General features: G+C 37.8%; 16 protein-coding genes. 13 read left to right on the top strand and 3 right to left on the bottom strand.

The window, feature by feature from the left end; genetic code table 11:
• Positions 1-103 precede the first annotated feature (103 nt).
• The 4 genes from ACAN53_RS16795 (at position 104) to ACAN53_RS16780 (ending at position 3,176) form a co-directional block, all read left to right on the top strand.
• Positions 104-1,459, top strand: coding sequence for a D-serine ammonia-lyase (locus ACAN53_RS16795; protein ID WP_379971309.1), 1,356 nt, complete (start codon positions 104-106; stop codon positions 1,457-1,459).
• A 188-nt stretch (positions 1,460-1,647) separates the two neighbouring features.
• Positions 1,648-2,244 carry a TetR/AcrR family transcriptional regulator gene (locus ACAN53_RS16790; RefSeq protein ID WP_379971308.1) on the top strand — a complete coding sequence of 199 codons (597 nt, stop codon included), beginning with the start codon at positions 1,648-1,650 and terminating at the stop codon, positions 2,242-2,244.
• A gap of 21 nt (positions 2,245-2,265) precedes the next feature.
• Complete coding sequence (locus ACAN53_RS16785; protein ID WP_379971307.1) at positions 2,266-2,790, top strand: SRPBCC family protein; 525 nt, start codon at positions 2,266-2,268, stop codon at positions 2,788-2,790.
• A gap of 8 nt (positions 2,791-2,798) precedes the next feature.
• Entirely contained in the window at positions 2,799-3,176 is a 378-nt protein-coding gene (locus tag ACAN53_RS16780; protein WP_379971306.1) for a DUF4260 domain-containing protein, read from the top strand.
• A 33-nt stretch (positions 3,177-3,209) separates the two neighbouring features.
• Here the strand turns inward: ACAN53_RS16780 and ACAN53_RS16775 are convergent, their stop codons facing one another.
• A complete protein-coding gene (locus tag ACAN53_RS16775; RefSeq protein ID WP_379971305.1) occupies positions 3,210-3,995 on the bottom strand; it encodes an HAD family hydrolase in 786 nt (261 codons plus the stop codon).
• A 471-nt stretch (positions 3,996-4,466) separates the two neighbouring features.
• Between ACAN53_RS16775 and pxpA the strand changes: the two genes are divergently transcribed.
• From pxpA to ACAN53_RS16730, 9 genes are all read left to right on the top strand, one after another.
• The gene (pxpA, locus tag ACAN53_RS16770; protein WP_379971304.1) at positions 4,467-5,228 is read left to right on the top strand and encodes a 5-oxoprolinase subunit PxpA; all 762 of its coding nucleotides are present in this window, start codon (positions 4,467-4,469) and stop codon (positions 5,226-5,228) included.
• 30 nt (positions 5,229-5,258) lie between these two features.
• A complete protein-coding gene (locus tag ACAN53_RS16765) occupies positions 5,259-6,494 on the top strand; it encodes an NRAMP family divalent metal transporter (RefSeq protein ID WP_379971303.1) in 1,236 nt (411 codons plus the stop codon).
• Between the two features lie 16 nt (positions 6,495-6,510).
• Positions 6,511-7,302 carry a putative hydro-lyase gene (locus ACAN53_RS16760; RefSeq protein WP_379971302.1) on the top strand — a complete coding sequence of 264 codons (792 nt, stop codon included), beginning with the start codon at positions 6,511-6,513 and terminating at the stop codon, positions 7,300-7,302.
• A 126-nt stretch (positions 7,303-7,428) separates the two neighbouring features.
• On the top strand, positions 7,429-8,154 hold the full coding sequence (gene pxpB / locus ACAN53_RS16755; protein ID WP_379971301.1) for a 5-oxoprolinase subunit PxpB: 726 nt from the start codon (positions 7,429-7,431) through the stop codon (positions 8,152-8,154).
• Positions 8,151-9,152, top strand: a complete 1,002-nt coding sequence (locus ACAN53_RS16750) for a 5-oxoprolinase subunit C family protein (protein ID WP_379971300.1) — start codon at positions 8,151-8,153, stop codon at positions 9,150-9,152. Before pxpB ends, ACAN53_RS16750 begins: the two co-directional genes overlap by 4 nt.
• Positions 9,153-9,258: 106 nt before the next feature.
• Positions 9,259-10,011, top strand: coding sequence for an IclR family transcriptional regulator (locus ACAN53_RS16745; RefSeq protein WP_379971299.1), 753 nt, complete (start codon positions 9,259-9,261; stop codon positions 10,009-10,011).
• 470 nt (positions 10,012-10,481) lie between these two features.
• On the top strand, positions 10,482-11,066 hold the full coding sequence (locus ACAN53_RS16740; RefSeq protein WP_379971297.1) for a TetR/AcrR family transcriptional regulator: 585 nt from the start codon (positions 10,482-10,484) through the stop codon (positions 11,064-11,066).
• A gap of 147 nt (positions 11,067-11,213) precedes the next feature.
• On the top strand, positions 11,214-12,590 hold the full coding sequence (locus tag ACAN53_RS16735; protein WP_379971296.1) for a putrescine aminotransferase: 1,377 nt from the start codon (positions 11,214-11,216) through the stop codon (positions 12,588-12,590).
• Positions 12,591-12,843: 253 nt separating this feature from the next.
• Complete coding sequence (locus ACAN53_RS16730) at positions 12,844-13,563, top strand: HAD family hydrolase (RefSeq protein WP_379971295.1); 720 nt, start codon at positions 12,844-12,846, stop codon at positions 13,561-13,563.
• Between the two features lie 277 nt (positions 13,564-13,840).
• Here ACAN53_RS16730 and ACAN53_RS16725 read toward each other — a convergent pair whose 3' ends face one another.
• Positions 13,841-14,578: a hypothetical protein gene (locus ACAN53_RS16725; protein ID WP_379971293.1), complete on the bottom strand. Its 738-nt coding sequence runs from the start codon at positions 14,576-14,578 to the stop codon at positions 13,841-13,843.
• Between the two features lie 31 nt (positions 14,579-14,609).
• Positions 14,610-16,091: an FTR1 family protein gene (locus tag ACAN53_RS16720; protein ID WP_379971292.1), complete on the bottom strand. Its 1,482-nt coding sequence runs from the start codon at positions 16,089-16,091 to the stop codon at positions 14,610-14,612.
• Positions 16,092-16,577: the final 486 nt, after the last annotated feature.

Here is a 16,577-nt window from a genome sequence, read left to right as displayed (position 1 = left end):
TAAATAAAGTCTCTCAAAGGTAAATACATGTTATGAAGTGTTCCAGTTAGGTTTAATAAAATAATAATCATATAACCGTTATTTTGAATAGAGGGGGACAAAGATGAGAACCACTCAGATTGAGGGAAAAGCCATACAGGATTGGATACATGAATATCCGTTATTAAACGAACTTATTTCAACAACGAAAGTATTTTGGCCAAATCCTGCATATGAATCATTTCAAGAGGGAATTAAGAAAACTAAGCTCGGGGGTGCAGATGTAAAAGATGCAGAAGAAAGGTTAAAGCGATTTGCTCCGTATATCGCGAAAGTCTTTCCTGAAACAAGAAATTTAAATGGAATTATTGAATCTCCTATCGTTAAAATCCCCTCTATGCACCAACATTTAGAACTAATACATGAACTAGAATTACCAGGTCAATTTTTATTAAAATGTGACAGTCATCTTCCTATTTCAGGTTCCATTAAAGCAAGAGGCGGCATTTATGAAGTGCTTAAACATGCAGAGGACTTAGTTCTTCAACACCAATTGTTAAGTCTGCATGATGATTATTCCATGATGGATAGCGAGAAATTTAGAACCTTCTTCTCAAACTATTCTATTGCAGTAGGCTCGACAGGTAACTTAGGACTTAGCATTGGAATTATGAGTGCGAAAATAGGCTTTAACGTAACGGTCCATATGTCCGCCGATGCAAAGGAGTGGAAAAAGGACCTTCTTCGAAGTAAAGGTGTAACGGTTATTGAATATAAGGAGGATTATAGTAAAGCTGTAGATGAAGGACGAAAGCAAGCGAATAGCGAGCCTAATTGTTATTTCATAGATGATGAAAATTCTCGAGATTTATTTTTAGGCTATGCAGTGGCAGCCTCTCGTCTAACAAAACAATTAGAGGATATGAAAATTACAGTAGATGAAAATCACCCCTTGTTTGTTTATCTTCCATGCGGAGTAGGTGGCGCACCAGGGGGAGTTACTTTTGGTTTAAAACTAGCATATCAAGATCATGTGCATTGTTTCTTTGCAGAACCTACTCATTCACCGTGTATGTTACTAGGTTTAGTAACAGGATTGTATGATAAAGTGTCTGTTCAAGACTTTGGCATCGACAACAGGACAGTAGCAGATGGCCTTGCGGTTGGAAGGTCATCCGGATTTGTGGGGCAAACTATAGAGCCTCTGTTAAGCGGATGCTATACCGTAAGTGATGATAGGCTGTATAAACTATTACGTGCATTGATTGATACAGAAAATATTTACCTCGAGCCTTCCGCATTAGCAAGTGTATTTGGTCCAATTTCTTTATGGAAGCAAAAAGAAGGAAAGGAATATATACAAAAAAATCACCTAACAGATAAAATGAAAAATGCCACACACATTATGTGGGCTACAGGGGGCAGTATGGTTCCAAAAGAGGTAATGGAAGACTATTATAAAAAAGGATTGGGCAGATAGCAATGATTTTATAAAGGGTATCACACAAAAAGGCTTCGGAGGACAGGAAGCCTTTTTGTCATGCTTATAACGTGACGGATGTAAATCAATGAAGATAAGTGATAGTGGAATATTGACTGTTCATTCAAACAGTATTATGATGAATACATAAGTTGATTGGTTGTTCAAACAGTTTTGAGGTGAAAGATATGAAAAACGGAAAATCATCTGAAGTAAGTGACAATCGCAGAGACGCTATTTTACAGGCGGCCTATACGCTATTTGGAACGGTAGGATACTCGAAGGCATCCATGAAAGAAATTGCAGCAAAGGCAGGCGTCGCACAAGGATTAATTGGTTATCATTTTGGGAGTAAAGAAAAATTACTTGTGGATGTGGTACGAGAGTGGATGATTAACAGGGGAATGCGCGATGCATCTCTCAGACTTCAAAAGGTTGAAAGTCCAAATGAAATTCTACTTGCTGCCATGAATCATGTTGTAGAATTTCGAAAGGAAAATCCAGAATGGTTTACCTTGTTAGTTAGTTTATGGGTAGAAGGAAGACAGAACGAAAAGTTAGCGGCTGCACTTACGGAGATTTATAAAGAGATGCAAGTTGAGGTTTGCGAGGTAATCAAACGGTTAGAGCTTAACTTAGAGGATACACAAATTGAAGTGCTAGCAAGTATTGTGCAGGCCATACTAGATGGTCTAACCTTGCAAGCTGCTGGTTCGCTTGATCGCAACGGCATTACAGGAATTGAATGGGTGTTAAAGGGAATGGGAATCAGTATACCAACTTAACGAAAAAGGAGATTAAAACAAATGAAAATGAAGCGTTGGGTAAAAATTGTGATTGCTACTGTCGTGTTTTTCGGGGTACTTTTGCTTGCACTTAGCTTTGGACATCAACGTTTATCTTCTGAAATTGAAATCAATGCATCAGAAGATAAAGTATGGGCTGTTTTAAGTGATTTATCAGCCTATAAAGAATGGAATCCATTTATGCAAAGTGCAAACGGTGAGTTACAACCTGGCCAAACCCTTCATATGAGATTGCAAAACGGTAGCTTAACATTAGATCCATTTACTCCAACGCTTCTCAAAGTAGAGCAAAACAAAGAAATTAATTGGATTGGTAGAGCAGAAAATATCCCGAAAATCTTTGATGGAAATCATCATCTTGTAATCGAACGAATCTCGGATGAAAAAGTGAAATTTGTTCAATACGAAGATTTTGACGGCATTCTCATTCCGATTATACAAGCATTTCAAAAGAAAATGTTCACCGATACGCTCCAAGGCTATGAAAAAATGAATCAAGCATTGAAGGAGAGAGTGGAGGGCTAAGACAAAGTATGGATAGTACTAAACTTCTACTTCGGTTCGAAAATGTAGCTGTTTTGATCTTGAGTCTATATGTATATGGGATGTATGGATTTAGGTGGCTTACCTTTTTTCTACTATTGTTTGTGCCGGATTTGTCTATGATTGGATATGTGTGGAAGGAAAAGGTCGGAGCGTGGATCTACAATATTTTTCATACGTACATCTTGTCTGTAGCAATGTTCCTTGTGGGATATTGGATTCATAGCGATGCAGTCATCATGATTGGCATCATCTGGACAGCACATATTGCGATAGACCGTGTGCTAGGTTACGGTTTGAAATATCCAACACATTTTCAAGATACGCATCTTTCTAGTAGAAAAAAAGCTAATCAAACGTTTGATTAGAAAAAAGCAGCTCAGGGCCTGAGCTGCTTTTCCTTATTTAAGAGAGTCCAAAATCGTGTGAAGCTCACTTAAATGCTTGATTTCATAGGTTGGTACGACTTCGTTACGTTCTTTATTATGACGATTCACCCAAACGGATTTCATTCCCACACGGGAAGAACCGAGGATATCTGTCATTAAATTATCGCCGACCATAATTGCTTCATCCTTATTTAGCGACATAAGAGATAAGGCATGCTCGAAGATAGAAGGATCTGGTTTACCTCTACCGAATGCACCAGAGATGACGATTTCATCAAAGTACGGTACGAGTTCCGGCGTAATGTCTAGTTTCGTATTTTGTAAGTCAGGAGAGCCGTTGGTTAAGAGTAACAACTTGTACTTGCCCTTTAGCGCATCTAGTGTTTCAAATGATTCTTCATAGACAAATGGACTCTTGCGTCGTTCCTCTGGAAAACGCTCCGCAAGTTCATAGCCGAATGCCGGATCATCAATGCCAAGCGCTAGCAATCCCCGCGTCCATGCTTCTTTGCGGTAGGCTGGAATAATGTCTTTCATTTTACGGAAGTTATCCTCGTCGTCTAAAAAGTTTCCCCATAGTCCTTCGAAAGGATTAATTCCTATCATTTTCGTAAATTCATACGTTTCATAAGATGCGTAAAGTTCTCTCGCTTCTTTGCGCACAGCCTCTTCTAACACTTCTGGATCAACTGCATATTTCTTTTGTGCATAGCGACAAGTAGCAGCAAACGCTTCTTTTACGCTCTTTTGATCCCATAGCAGTGTGTCATCTAGGTCGAAAAAGATTGCTTTAATCATAGTGGAATGACCCTCGTTTCTTTTTAATTAGTGGAAGTAAGAATGATAGCTAGATTCTAAGTAATTCACAGTACACGAGACAAATAAATTAGGTTCTATCTGTCAGAAAATATCTAAATTATTAAACAATGATACTTTTAACTATACAACAGAGCGCTGATTTTGTGTAGAAGAACTATCCTATGTTAGTAGTAGAAATTTTATCTAAATTAGGCGTGAATTCCACCCTTCTTCAAGGAATACAAAGTATAACTATAACAATAAATTTGTAAGAAAATCTAACATAAAGATAGATGAATGAAAATTTTATGCTACAATAAATATAACCAAAATTCAGAATAATAATTCCGTAAAATGGAACAAAAGATAAACGATTGAAAGGTGGTTAATCGAATTGGATTAAGTAGTTCGTTAAATTTCTGAATATATTGAAAATTATAGGATTTCAGTGTTGAAGATTGGAGGATTTCCATGTATCGAATCGATTTGAATTGTGATTTAGGTGAAAGCTTTGGGGCATATAAAATGGGAATGGATGAAGAGATTCTAAATTTTGTTACATCAGCAAATATTGCATGTGGATTTCATGCAGGAGATCCTGGGGTAATGCGAAAGACGGTAAAGTTGGCGCTTGAAAAGGGAGTAGAAATTGGTGCTCACCCTGGATTCCCTGATTTACAAGGCTTCGGTCGACGTAATATGAATCTTACCGTACAAGAAGTATACGATATTATTGTTTATCAAGTAGGTGCTCTTTCTGGATTTGTCAAAGCAGAGGGAGCAAAAATGCAGCATGTAAAGCCACACGGTGCTCTCTATAATATGGCAGCCAAAGATAAAAAAATGTCTGAAGCAATTGCTGAAGCAATTTATAACGTAGATCCAACCTTAATTCTTTTTGGTCTTTCCGGAAGCGAATTAGTTCATGCAGGAGAAAGAATTGGTCTGAAAACGGCACACGAAGTTTTTTCTGACAGAACCTATCAACAGGATGGTAAGCTAACATCTCGCAGTCAGGCAGATGCATTAATTCATGATCAAGAGCAAGCCATTCATCAAGTAATCAGAATGGTTAAACAAGGGAAAGTACAATCGCAGCAAGGCGTTGATATTTCACTTAAAGCAGATACTGTCTGTATTCATGGCGATGGTGCAAAAGCGCTACTATTTGCTCGTCTTATTCGAGAGACTTTGGAAGCATCAGAAGTAACTGTTCAGGCGATAGGTAAATAATACGAGATAGAATGAAGGAGGAAAGAAACAATGGCGATATTAAAACAAGCCACACAAACAGAGCAAACTTCTGTATCCCCCAAAAAAGTAAATTGGTCTTTACTACTAGGCGCTGCTTTCTTGATGGCAACCTCAGCTATTGGACCTGGATTTATGACTCAAACAACGGTATTCACACAAAGCTTAACAACAAGCTTTGGATTTATTATTCTCGTTTCAATTATTTTAGATATTGTTGCACAAGCCAATGTTTGGAGAATTATTGCCGTATCTGAAAAAAGAGGACAAGACATTGCCAATCTGGTATTTCCTGGTCTTGGTTATGTATTAGCTTTTTTGATCGTTTTAGGCGGGCTTGCATTTAATATAGGAAATATTGCTGGGGCAGGATTAGGACTCAATGTATTGTTTGGATTTTCTGTACAAACAGGTGCCATTATAAGTGCTGTAATAGCAATTTTAATATTTTTAGTTAAAGAAGCAGGAAAAGCGATGGATCGCTTCACGCAAATTGCTGGATTGATCATGATTGGATTGACTATATACATTGCATTTATTACATCTCCGCCAGTCGGCGAAGCTGTCGTAAAAACGATTGTGCCCGATAAAATTGATATTTTTGCTATTATTACGTTGGTAGGCGGTTCTGTTGGAGGATACATTACGTTTGCAGGTGGCCATCGCCTCTTAGATGCAGGAATTAAAGGGAAACAAGCACTTCCAGAAGTGACAAGAAGCTCGGTAACAGGAGTTCTCATTACATCTGTTATGCGCGTTGTCTTATTTTTAGCTGTACTTGGTATTGTTTCAAAGGGGCTACATATTAATCCTGCGAATCCGCCTGCTTCTGTATTCCAACTGGCTGCAGGAAATGTTGGATATAAAATTTTTGGTATTGTCATGTGGGCTGCTGCTCTAACATCTGTAGTGGGGGCTGCCTATACTTCTGTATCATTTGTTCGAACCTTTCATCGTAGTTTAGAAACAAATCATAGAAAAATTATTATTGGTTTTATTTTAGTATCAACCCTATTATTCGTAATTATAGGAAAGCCTGTTAAGACATTACTTCTTGTTGGTGCCTTAAATGGCCTGATCCTTCCGCTGGCATTAGGGACTTTGCTAGTAGCTGCCTATAAGAAGAAAATTGTAGGCGATTATAAGCATCCATTATGGATGACAATTTTAGGAGTTCTCGTGGTGGCTGTTTTAGCTTGGATGAGTGTATATACATTAATGCATGATATTCCTACATTATTTAAGTAAGGGAGGAATGGAAAACGTGGAGAATTTTGCTACGATGTCACCTTCTCAAATTCGTGAAATGATTCGTGATAATAAGATCAACAAACCAACTTCTGGCATGGCAAGAGGATATACACAAGCAAACTTAGTTATTTTAAGGAAAGAACTAGCTTTTGATTTCCTTCTATTTTGTCAGCGTAACCCAAAGCCTTGTCCAGTACTTGATGTTACGGAACCAGGATCACCGATTCCTCAGCTAGTTGCGCCAAGTGGCGACTTACGAACGGATATTCCTAAATACCGGATATATAAGAACGGCGAATTTGCAGAAGAGGTAACAGATATTACAGAGTATTGGGAAGATGATATGGTCGGTTTTTTACTAGGATGTAGTTTTACATTTGAACATGCACTGCTGAATAATGGTATTCCTGTTCGTCATATTGAAGAAAATTGTAATGTTCCGATGTATGAAACGAATATTCCATGTGTGAAAGCAGGAAAGTTTGAAGGATATATGGTAACGAGTATGCGTCCAATACCAAATAGTGATGTCGTTCGTTCGGTTCAAGTAACCTCTCGTTTTCCATCTGTGCATGGGGCACCTGTTCACATTGGAAACCCAGAAGCAATTGGTATTACAGATATTACTCATCCTGATTTTGGCGATCCCGTTTCGATTAAGGATGGAGAAGTTCCCGTATTTTGGGCTTGTGGTGTAACACCTCAAGCTGTAGCGATGCGAAGTAAACCAGATTTAATAATTACGCATGCCCCGGGGTATATGTTTATAACAGATGTACCAGATGAAAAGTTAGGAGTATTGTGAAACTAACTTTATAGTATTTCGTATATAGAAATCGCAAAAAAGCTAGTACATTTTTTACTAGCTTTCGTCCTGTTTATATTACGGTACATGCCCTATGTGAACATGTGCTTAGTAAGAGGTGATTGTTTGGAACAGAAAGTTACGATTTCGCCACTTGGCGATTCAGCAATTCGTATCGAATTCGGTAAAGAGATTGACTATGGGATACATCATAAAATAAAGATGTTAGCCAAATACATGGAAGAAAATAAATTTCATGGATTTATAGAGTGTGTTTTAGCCTATACAAGTTTAACTATTTTTTATGATCCACCTGCCATTTGGCGTAAATATAAAAAAGAAGAAGCTGTATCACCCTATGAAATCGTAAAATCTATTATAGAAAAAAGTCTTACAGTATTTGAAAACGAAGACGACGCTAGTTCACGTATCATTACTATTCCTGTTTGTTATGGGGGAGAGCTTGGTCCTGATCTAGAAGAAGTAGCAAGATATAATCATTTGACGACAAATGAAGTCGTGCACATCCATACAAGTAGAGAATACCTTGTTTACATGATTGGATTTTGTCCCGGTTTTCCATTTTTAGGAGGGATGTCTAACAGGATTGCCACGCCTCGTCGTCCCTCTCCGAGACTATCAATTCCAAAAGGTTCAGTTGGAATTGCAGGTATGCAAACAGGTGTTTATCCCATTTCTACACCAGGTGGTTGGCAATTAATAGGTCGAACTCCGCTTCAACTTTTTCTTCCTGAACAAACCCCGCCCACTCTTCTTCAGGCAGGAGATTGTGTGAAGTTTCATGCTATTTCTTATGAAGAGTATCAAGCATACAGGGAGGGAGAAGTTTGAGTATAAAAGTTATGAGACCGGGTCTGTTTACAACGATTCAAGATTTGGGAAGAACAGGCTTTCAAAAACATGGAGTTATTATTAGCGGTGCGATGGATACGTACTCATTGCGCATTGCAAATATAATTGTTGGTAATAAGGAAGAAGAAGCGGTTTTAGAAATTACATTAATTGGACCATCTTTATTATTTGAGCAAACGATGCTTATCGCGATTACAGGTGGAGATTTATCACCGACTATTGATGGGATGTCAGTTCCGATGGGACGACCTGTATGTGTAAGAAAAGGGAGCGTTCTTAAATTTGGCTCATGTACATCTGGGTGTAGAGCTTATGTCGCCGTAGCTGGAGGTTTGGCTGTTCCAGAAGTTATGAATAGCAAGAGTACATATATACTTGGAGAATTGGGTGGATATAAAGGAAGATCCTTGCAAAAAAACGATAGGCTACCAGTTGGTTATGCATCGGGGTTTGCTAAAAAGTGTATGAATAAGCTGGAACGTATGAATCAAGCACATTCGTTTTCAACGACGAAATGGTACGTACCAAGCCATGTTTCTTCTAGTCAAAGGAATCATATGATTCGCGTAATGCCAGGAGAACATTTCAAAGCATTCTCAGAGGAAAGTCAAGAACGATTATTTACAGAACCATTCACCGTGACGACTGCGTCGAATCGGATGGGTTATCGTATATCAGGATTTCCCTTACAACTACAAGAACCATTTGAATTACTCTCAGAAGCAGTTTGTCACGGAACGATTCAAGTTCCACCTGATGGAAATCCGATTATTTTACTTGCAGATCGTCAAACGACAGGAGGATATCCAAGAATTGCTCAAGTGGCAACCGTAGACCTTCCTGTTATCGCACAAGTTAAGCCGGGTGAAACCATTTATTTTACACACATAGATTTAAAAGAGGCAGAACAATTACTTTTAAAGAGAGAGGCGCACATACAACAGCTCAAGTGCAGTATTCAAATTCAAGAAAAATAGATGAAAACACCCATTAGTGAGTGTGTTTCTTCTACCTTTTTTTGGACATTCAATAGTATAATGTAAAGCAGATTCTATTGAATGGTGAGAAAAAAGGGGGAAGCTTGTGGAAAACAAGAATAAAACGGTAATTAAATCAATGGCTATACTTAATCTGTTTTTAACACATGCGAAATTAAATTTAAATGAAGTGATTGAACTCTTACATATGCCAAAGACATCTGTGCATCGTATGCTTACTTCTTTAGAAGATATGCAGCTGCTGGACAAAGACGAAGACGGATATTATTCATTAGGATTGTTGTTTCTTCAATTCGGTCAATTAGTAGCACAGCGGTTAGATATCAGGCAAATTGCACTCCCTGTTATGAAAGCGCTTCGAGATGACGTTGAGGAAGCAGTGAACCTTATTGTAAAATATGGGAAAGAAGCAATGTATATTGAAAAGCAAGATACAACCCAACCCGTTCGGTTGTATACGGCTATAGGTAGGAAATCACCTTTATATGCAGGGGATTCCCGGATTATTCTTGCCTATTTGCCTGAAGAAGAAGTAGAACAATATTTGAATGAAATACATTTACAACCGATTGGCTATGGTACGATTACAGATAAAGAAAAACTACGACTTATAATAGAAGAAACGCGAAGAAGTGGCTATACAATTAGCCGATCTGAGCTTGAAAATTATACCTCCGCCATAGCTGCACCCATTTATGATCATAAAGGGCATGTGGTTGCTGGTATTAGTGTGGCAGGCCTTGATATCCGGTTTAGTGAAGAGAGATTACCTCTATTAGTTGAAAAGGTAAAAACAGCTGCTATGGATATTTCTCTGAAATTAGGGTATAAGAAATAGATGGTCTTTTGGTAATTGCTATATAATCTTGTTGTAACTGATATTTTTAATCTTTCGATACAAGGTTGATTTTTCCACTTTTATTTTCTAGCGACTGCTGACTACATTCTAGGTCCTTCCCTTTAAAAATCTGAGGAGCATTTTTTGCTCTTCAGCTTCTGATAAAGATAAATCTATTGGGTCATTGTGGATTGGACGAATTTCCCATTTTCAAATAAGCAAGCTAGAAAGCATCGTAATTCAATAACGGAAGAATCTCTGAAAATAACAGCATGCCAGGCGCATTTTGTAGTTCTCTTATGTTACCAGCAATCTCAAAAAATATGTTAGATAATATAACACAACCTCATCAAAAATCTATTGTTTATGCTAATGTATACATATAGAGAAGAAAAAATCATTTTACTTTTTTCGGGGTGATAATGCATACAAAATGAATGAACATCAGTCATTCGGTGGAGGAAGAAACAATGATAAACAACAAGAACGAGAAATATACAAAGATACTACAAGCAGCAATCCATGTTATTTCAGAACAAGGGTTAGATAAGACTTCTATTTCGGACATTGTCAAAGTTGCTGGAGTTGCACAAGGAACGTTTTATCTATATTTTCGCTCTAAAAAAGCTTTAATTCCTGCAATTGCTAATAACCTTCTTACAAGTTCGCTTGAAAGAATAAAGGGAAGAATTACAGGAAAGCAAAACTTTTGGGATGCATTGTGCATTGTGATAGACGAGGTTTATAGTATTACGGATGAAAATAAGGATATTATTGTACTTTGTTATTCCGGGTTGGCGATTGACCATTCAATGGAAGTATGGGAACTTATTTATCAACCATATTACCAGTTTTTTGAGGATATGATTCTACAGGCAATTTATAAAAATGAAGTAATGAGCAGCATAAATGTTAAGTGGACAGCAAAGATGATTATTAATTTTGTGGAAAATGCAGCTGAACGATTTTATATCGGACAAGATCAGGATCTTACGTTAGAATCCTCTAAATCAGAAGTATTTCAATTTCTACAAAGATCGTTGGTTACCCGTTAATAATATTAGAAGTTCAGATTTCATTTACCCTAAAAATGACTGACGTTCATTCATTTTTGTTTTTATTCTTTGAAGTTGGGGCAATTTAACATTAATAATCTAAAAATTCATGTTTTTCATAATGGGATAAAAAAAGGAGAGATCACGATGACAGTTAAGGAGCAATCTCAAACAGGAATGGAAGAGAAGTATAAGGGTGTAAATGAGTATATTGCTAAGGTGTTGGAATTAATCGAAAAAAACGAAGTAACTGACGAGGAAGCGAAATGGATTACAAAGGAAACGGTTGAAGGATTCCGTGAATATGTAAATCCAGGCTTTCTTGAATATCGTAAAACAGTAACGATGGATACGCAGTTTGCTGCTGTCGAATGGTCCGATGAAGGATCTTGCTTTAAAGATGTAAACGGGAAAGAGTATATTGATTGTCTTGGTGGGTTTGGGATTTATAACGTAGGGCATCGTCATCCGAAGGTGTTGAAGGCGGTTCAAGATCAATTGAAACGCCAAGCCTTACATAGCCAGGACTTGTTGGATCCGCTTCGTGCGATGCTTGCTAAGATTTTAGCAGACATTACGCCTGGAGACTTGAAGTACTCCTTCTTCACGAATAGCGGGACAGAGAGTGTCGAAGCAGCGTTAAAGCTGGCGAAGATGTATAGCGACCGGTCAACGATTCTTTCCACAACTCGTGCATTCCATGGGAAAAGCCTAGGTTCTCTATCTGGTACGGCGAAGGGTATGTTCCGGAAACCATTCTTTCCACTCGTTTCGGGCTTCCGTCACGTTCCGTATGGGGATATCGATATGATGAGAAAAACGTTTGAAGTTTGCTCGTTAGTTGGGGAAGATGTGGCAGCGGTCATTCTAGAGCCAATTCAAGGAGAAGGCGGCATCATCCTTCCGCCAGAAAACTACTTGAAACAAGTGAGAGAGCTATGTGATCAATACGATGCAATCCTGATTTTTGACGAAGTGCAAACCGGTATGGGCCGCACGGGCAAAATGTTTGCGGCTGAATTATATGACGTCGTACCGGATATTCTTTGTCTTGCAAAAGCGTTCGGCGGTGGGATTATGCCAGCAGGTGCGATTGTAGCGAAAGAAAAAGTGTTTAAATCGTTATTTCCAAATCCATTTATGCATACCACAACATTCGGCGGCAATCCACTTGCATGTGCCGCTGCGATTGCAACGATACAAGTGTTGCTTGAAGAAAAATTACCAGAGCGCGCAGAAAAAGAAGGGGAATACTTCTTAGCGAAATTGAAAGAGGCCGCGATTGGACATGAAGACAAGGTCATGGAAATTCGCGGAAAAGGATTGATGATTGGGATTGAATTTCATAAAGACGAAGTAGGATATGCCGTTTCGAAAGGAATGTTTGATGAAGGCGTACTCGTAGCAGGAACTCTCGTGAATTCGAAGACAATCCGCATTGAGCCACCTTTGGTTATATCAATAGAGGAAATCGACAAAGTTGTTGCCAGTTTTAAAAAGGTTCTTGAGCAAGTAGAGGCATAAAAGGATATAGAGAAGAGAGCAGGTTCCCGATGCAAGATAGGGGGCCTGTTTTTGTGTTGAAATAAATAAAAAATTTAGAAACAAATCAGAGAGATTGGTGGATTGATATGTATTGAATTGTGATTTAGGCGAAAGCTTTGTCATAATAAAGTAGATAACGGTGTTCACATATATGAGTCTAATAAGTTCTAATAATCTCTTCTTTTCTTGCTATAATATAAGAGAAGAACGACCATATAGGAGGAATTTACTCATGGCCTTTCAGGCGATTTTTTTTGATTTAGATGACACACTGCATGACCATCAGAAGCCTTTTGTAGAGGCACTGCAATCTGTATTTCCAATAAAATCACAGAATCTCCCCATGAACGATGTTTATAAAACATTTCGCTATTATAGTGATTCCATGTGGGAAAATCATATAAATGGAACTTACACACTAGTTGAATTTCGTATAGAACGAGCCGTGCGGACACTGAGAGACTATCAAGTTACGATTACAGCAAGTGAAGCCTGTCAATTTCAGCTTCAATACGAAGAAGCACTCCATTCCATTGCTCTTCTTCCTGAAGTACCAAGCTTATTAACAAGTTTAACAGAATACGGTTTTATGGTTGGCGTTATTACGAACGGTCCCGCCCAGCACCAAACAAAGAAGATTGAATGCCTTGGTTTAACAAAGTATGTTCCAGAGGAGCATATTTTTATATCAGGTGCAATGGGAGTAGAAAAGCCAAATCCAGAAATCTTTCATGAAGTATCGAAGAAGGTAGGGGTTAAACCGGAAGATCTTCTTTACGTTGGAGATTCTTGGATAAATGATATCGTAGGATCACATCGTGCAGGGTCGCAATCCGTCTGGTTTAACCACCGGAAACGACAACCAGAATCGGACATACGGCCATTACGTGAAATTGATCATTTATCTGGTTTGCTAGATGTATTGGAACTGCCCTCCATCCATGTGAAATAAAACGAAAAGCAATCTCTGTTTTGTAGGCAGGGATTGCTTTTTAGTAGTGTTACTACTTTTGTACTATATGAAACGCCTTTCTCAAAAAAAGTACATGACTCCTCGTTAAGATACTTATTTACAATATCTAGTTCGAATTCTTTTGAATGTGTTTTCCTTGATTTTTCCATGAAAAGTCCCCCATAGTATTCAGAATTCAAGCTTTTCCCTTTTTCTGTCTACTATAAGGAGATCATATCATTTTTGAGTCAACTTCTATTTTTATACGGTTTCTTTTCTATTTAATTGTCTGTTCTAGTTCATGTAATGTTTGCGTTAACTGGTCATTTAATTTTCCAAGAGTTTGTTTATCAAGAGGGCTTACTTGAGATCCTGCTACTTCTGGGTTCAAAGATGCTTCCAGTTTTTCATAGAGGTCTGCACTTCTTGGTTTAACTCCATCTTCAAACGTCTTCCAAGTCTCTTCTAATTTTGGTCCTAATTCCTTCACCTTGGCTTGATCTTCGTCGTTAATCGCTTGCTTTAAGTCAGTTGTTGTTGTAAGTAGTTTTGAAATACCATCTTTGACTTGGCTGACAGGAATAAGCTTCTGTGAAAATTGGTATAAAACATCAATTAATTGATTATTCAGTTGTGAAAGGGCCTCTTTATTAATTGTGCTTTCTTTTGATCCTGCAACAGCTGGGTTAAGATATTTTTCAATTTGTGTATATTGATCAGGGTATTGTGATTTCACATTATCTTCGAATGTTTTCCAATTTTCTTCGAGTTGTGGTCCAGTTTTCTTAATGTTTGCTTCATCTCCGGCCGTAATGGCTTTATTTAATTGTTTAGCAGTATGCAGTAAATTTGCAACTCCATCATTTACACTCGTAGCAGTTTGTCCTTCAGATGCAGATTGCGTATTGGTTTTAGTAGTAGAAGTAGTAGATGAAGATTGGGTTGCCATACTACAACCAGTTAGGGCTAATGTACCTGTCATAGCTATTGCCGCAATCGTATTTATAAGTTTCATTGAATAGAATCCCCCAGATTTGTTATAAATTTTAGTTTTGGATTGTTTTTTGCACCTTTTGATTTGGTTGTTTAACACGGCTCCATAGTAAAGCGCCTAAAGCAAACAAAAGTAATGCGATTTGCGGCAGGGCACTTTGCCAAGATGGATAGAATCCTAAGAAATCAATACTTGGTAAGTATCCGGATGTTGTGGATGGTAGCGAACCCGCAAGTTGAAAGCTATGAATACCAAGCCCTGTAAATTTAAAGCACATATAGAAGACAATAAGGCTGGATACTAGGAAAAATGGGCGCATCGGTAATTTAATACCGATAACTAGCATGAGGTAAGCTACGACCGCTAAGATGCCAAGACCAATGAGAACACCGATAATCAACTGCTCTGTACTAATTTGGTTCACCATGCCAATAATAAATAGTACGGTCTCCGTTCCTTCTCGAAAAACGGCTAAGAATGATAGAAACCCAAGGGATACAATCCGTCCTGTATTTAATGCAGATTGGCTTTTATTATGAATATATTGATTCCATTCTGCTATATTGGATTTACTGTGCAACCAATAACTCATATAAAGAAGCATCACAGCTGCGATTATGCCTGTCCAGCCCGAAATTAGGAAATTATTTTGGCCGAAAGCGCCAGAGGTGAAAACGAACTTTACAATAACTGCTAAAATAGCACTAAAAATTAAACCGGCTGAAACACCGCCCCAAATCCAAACTTTTCCCTTTTTTTCACCAGACTTCTTAACAACGGCTAATAATGCGGCTACAACTAGTAGTGCCTCTAGTCCTTCACGAATCGGAATCATTGCGGCATCCCAAATGGTATAACTGGTTTTGCTAGCAAGTGGGGTCAAGTACCCAATCATCTGATCAAGTAACTGGTTTGCATCCTGATATTTACCAGCAGAAATCATTGCATTTACCGTAACCATATCACGCTCTGAATCGCCATATATGGTAGCTGATTGTGATACTACCGTACCCTCAATACTAAGCCATGACTCTCTAACCTTAGTAATATTCGATAATGAGGATTGCTGGTCGCTTTTTTGGACTGCTTCCTGTGTCTGTTGTAACATTACAACGAAATCAGAAAGTGTGATGTTTTGCTTCTTAAAACTATCACTCTGCGAATATTGACCCTGAATGTATTTCTCATTGACACTTTTAAGGTTTTGTAGCGCCGTACTAACATCTTGCTGCTTGTTTTGTATGAAAGCATATTGCACTTGACCCATATTGGATTCAATATCGCTATATGCTTGACCTGAATCAGATTTTACAGAATCCTCAATTGCAAGCCAAGTATCATTAAATTTCTGATAGGTTTGTTGTGCCTCATCTAAATTACCTTGCTTTGCAAGCAATAATGCTTGATCGACCTGTTGCTCAGCTTTACTCATATTTTCTGTTCCCTGACTTGCAGCCAAGCTAGAAAGCGGCTTCATAATAACAAATGAAAACAGAAGAATGAAGAGCAATGAATAGCCAAATTTCTTAAACATAGTATCAGCTCCGTAAATTTTTAATTCAATAATTGAAAACGATTATCATTACCATCGTAACTGATTATTATTATCATTTAAAGATGACGTTTTGTCAACGAAATAACAGTAATCATATTGGACTTAAATAAGAATTAATAAAGTATTGTTCAATTTATAAGCACATTTTCCCATTACAAAGTGATTGAATACCAACGTGTAGATTGGTTTTGCAGGAAAAAAAGAGATTTATTGTGTATGCGCGATACATCATATTTCTTCTTTGAATATATGAAAATAAAATTGTTATAGAAATAAGAACAAATGTTTGATTTTGTTTGTATACCCATTATTTTACATGGTATAATAAGCCCGTCAAAAAGGAATGGAAGTGTTTTTTAACCTATTTCGATTTCTTCCATTCTCCTCATCTAGAAATGGGAGCTTTACTAATGCTGGATAAAATTATTTAATTGGACTGGAATTGATAAGTCCAGTGGGGAAGGA

It is taken from the genome of Ectobacillus soli (genome assembly GCF_042610425.1).
Taxonomy (GTDB): domain Bacteria; phylum Bacillota; class Bacilli; order Bacillales; family Bacillaceae_G; genus Ectobacillus.
This window is presented reverse-complemented; position numbering and strand designations above follow the sequence as displayed.

Coding starts and splice junctions, on each gene's coding strand:
- ACAN53_RS16795 (WP_379971309.1), top strand. CDS start 104: ATGAGAACCACTCAGATTGAGGGAAAAGCCATACAGGATTGGATACAT.
- ACAN53_RS16790 (WP_379971308.1), top strand. CDS start 1,648: ATGAAAAACGGAAAATCATCTGAAGTAAGTGACAATCGCAGAGACGCT.
- ACAN53_RS16785 (WP_379971307.1), top strand. CDS start 2,266: ATGAAAATGAAGCGTTGGGTAAAAATTGTGATTGCTACTGTCGTGTTT.
- ACAN53_RS16780 (WP_379971306.1), top strand. CDS start 2,799: ATGGATAGTACTAAACTTCTACTTCGGTTCGAAAATGTAGCTGTTTTG.
- ACAN53_RS16775 (WP_379971305.1), bottom strand. CDS start 3,995: ATGATTAAAGCAATCTTTTTCGACCTAGATGACACACTGCTATGGGAT.
- pxpA (WP_379971304.1), top strand. CDS start 4,467: ATGTATCGAATCGATTTGAATTGTGATTTAGGTGAAAGCTTTGGGGCA.
- ACAN53_RS16765 (WP_379971303.1), top strand. CDS start 5,259: ATGGCGATATTAAAACAAGCCACACAAACAGAGCAAACTTCTGTATCC.
- ACAN53_RS16740 (WP_379971297.1), top strand. CDS start 10,482: ATGATAAACAACAAGAACGAGAAATATACAAAGATACTACAAGCAGCA.
- ACAN53_RS16735 (WP_379971296.1), top strand. CDS start 11,214: ATGACAGTTAAGGAGCAATCTCAAACAGGAATGGAAGAGAAGTATAAG.
- ACAN53_RS16730 (WP_379971295.1), top strand. CDS start 12,844: ATGGCCTTTCAGGCGATTTTTTTTGATTTAGATGACACACTGCATGAC.
- ACAN53_RS16725 (WP_379971293.1), bottom strand. CDS start 14,578: ATGAAACTTATAAATACGATTGCGGCAATAGCTATGACAGGTACATTA.
- ACAN53_RS16720 (WP_379971292.1), bottom strand. CDS start 16,091: ATGTTTAAGAAATTTGGCTATTCATTGCTCTTCATTCTTCTGTTTTCA.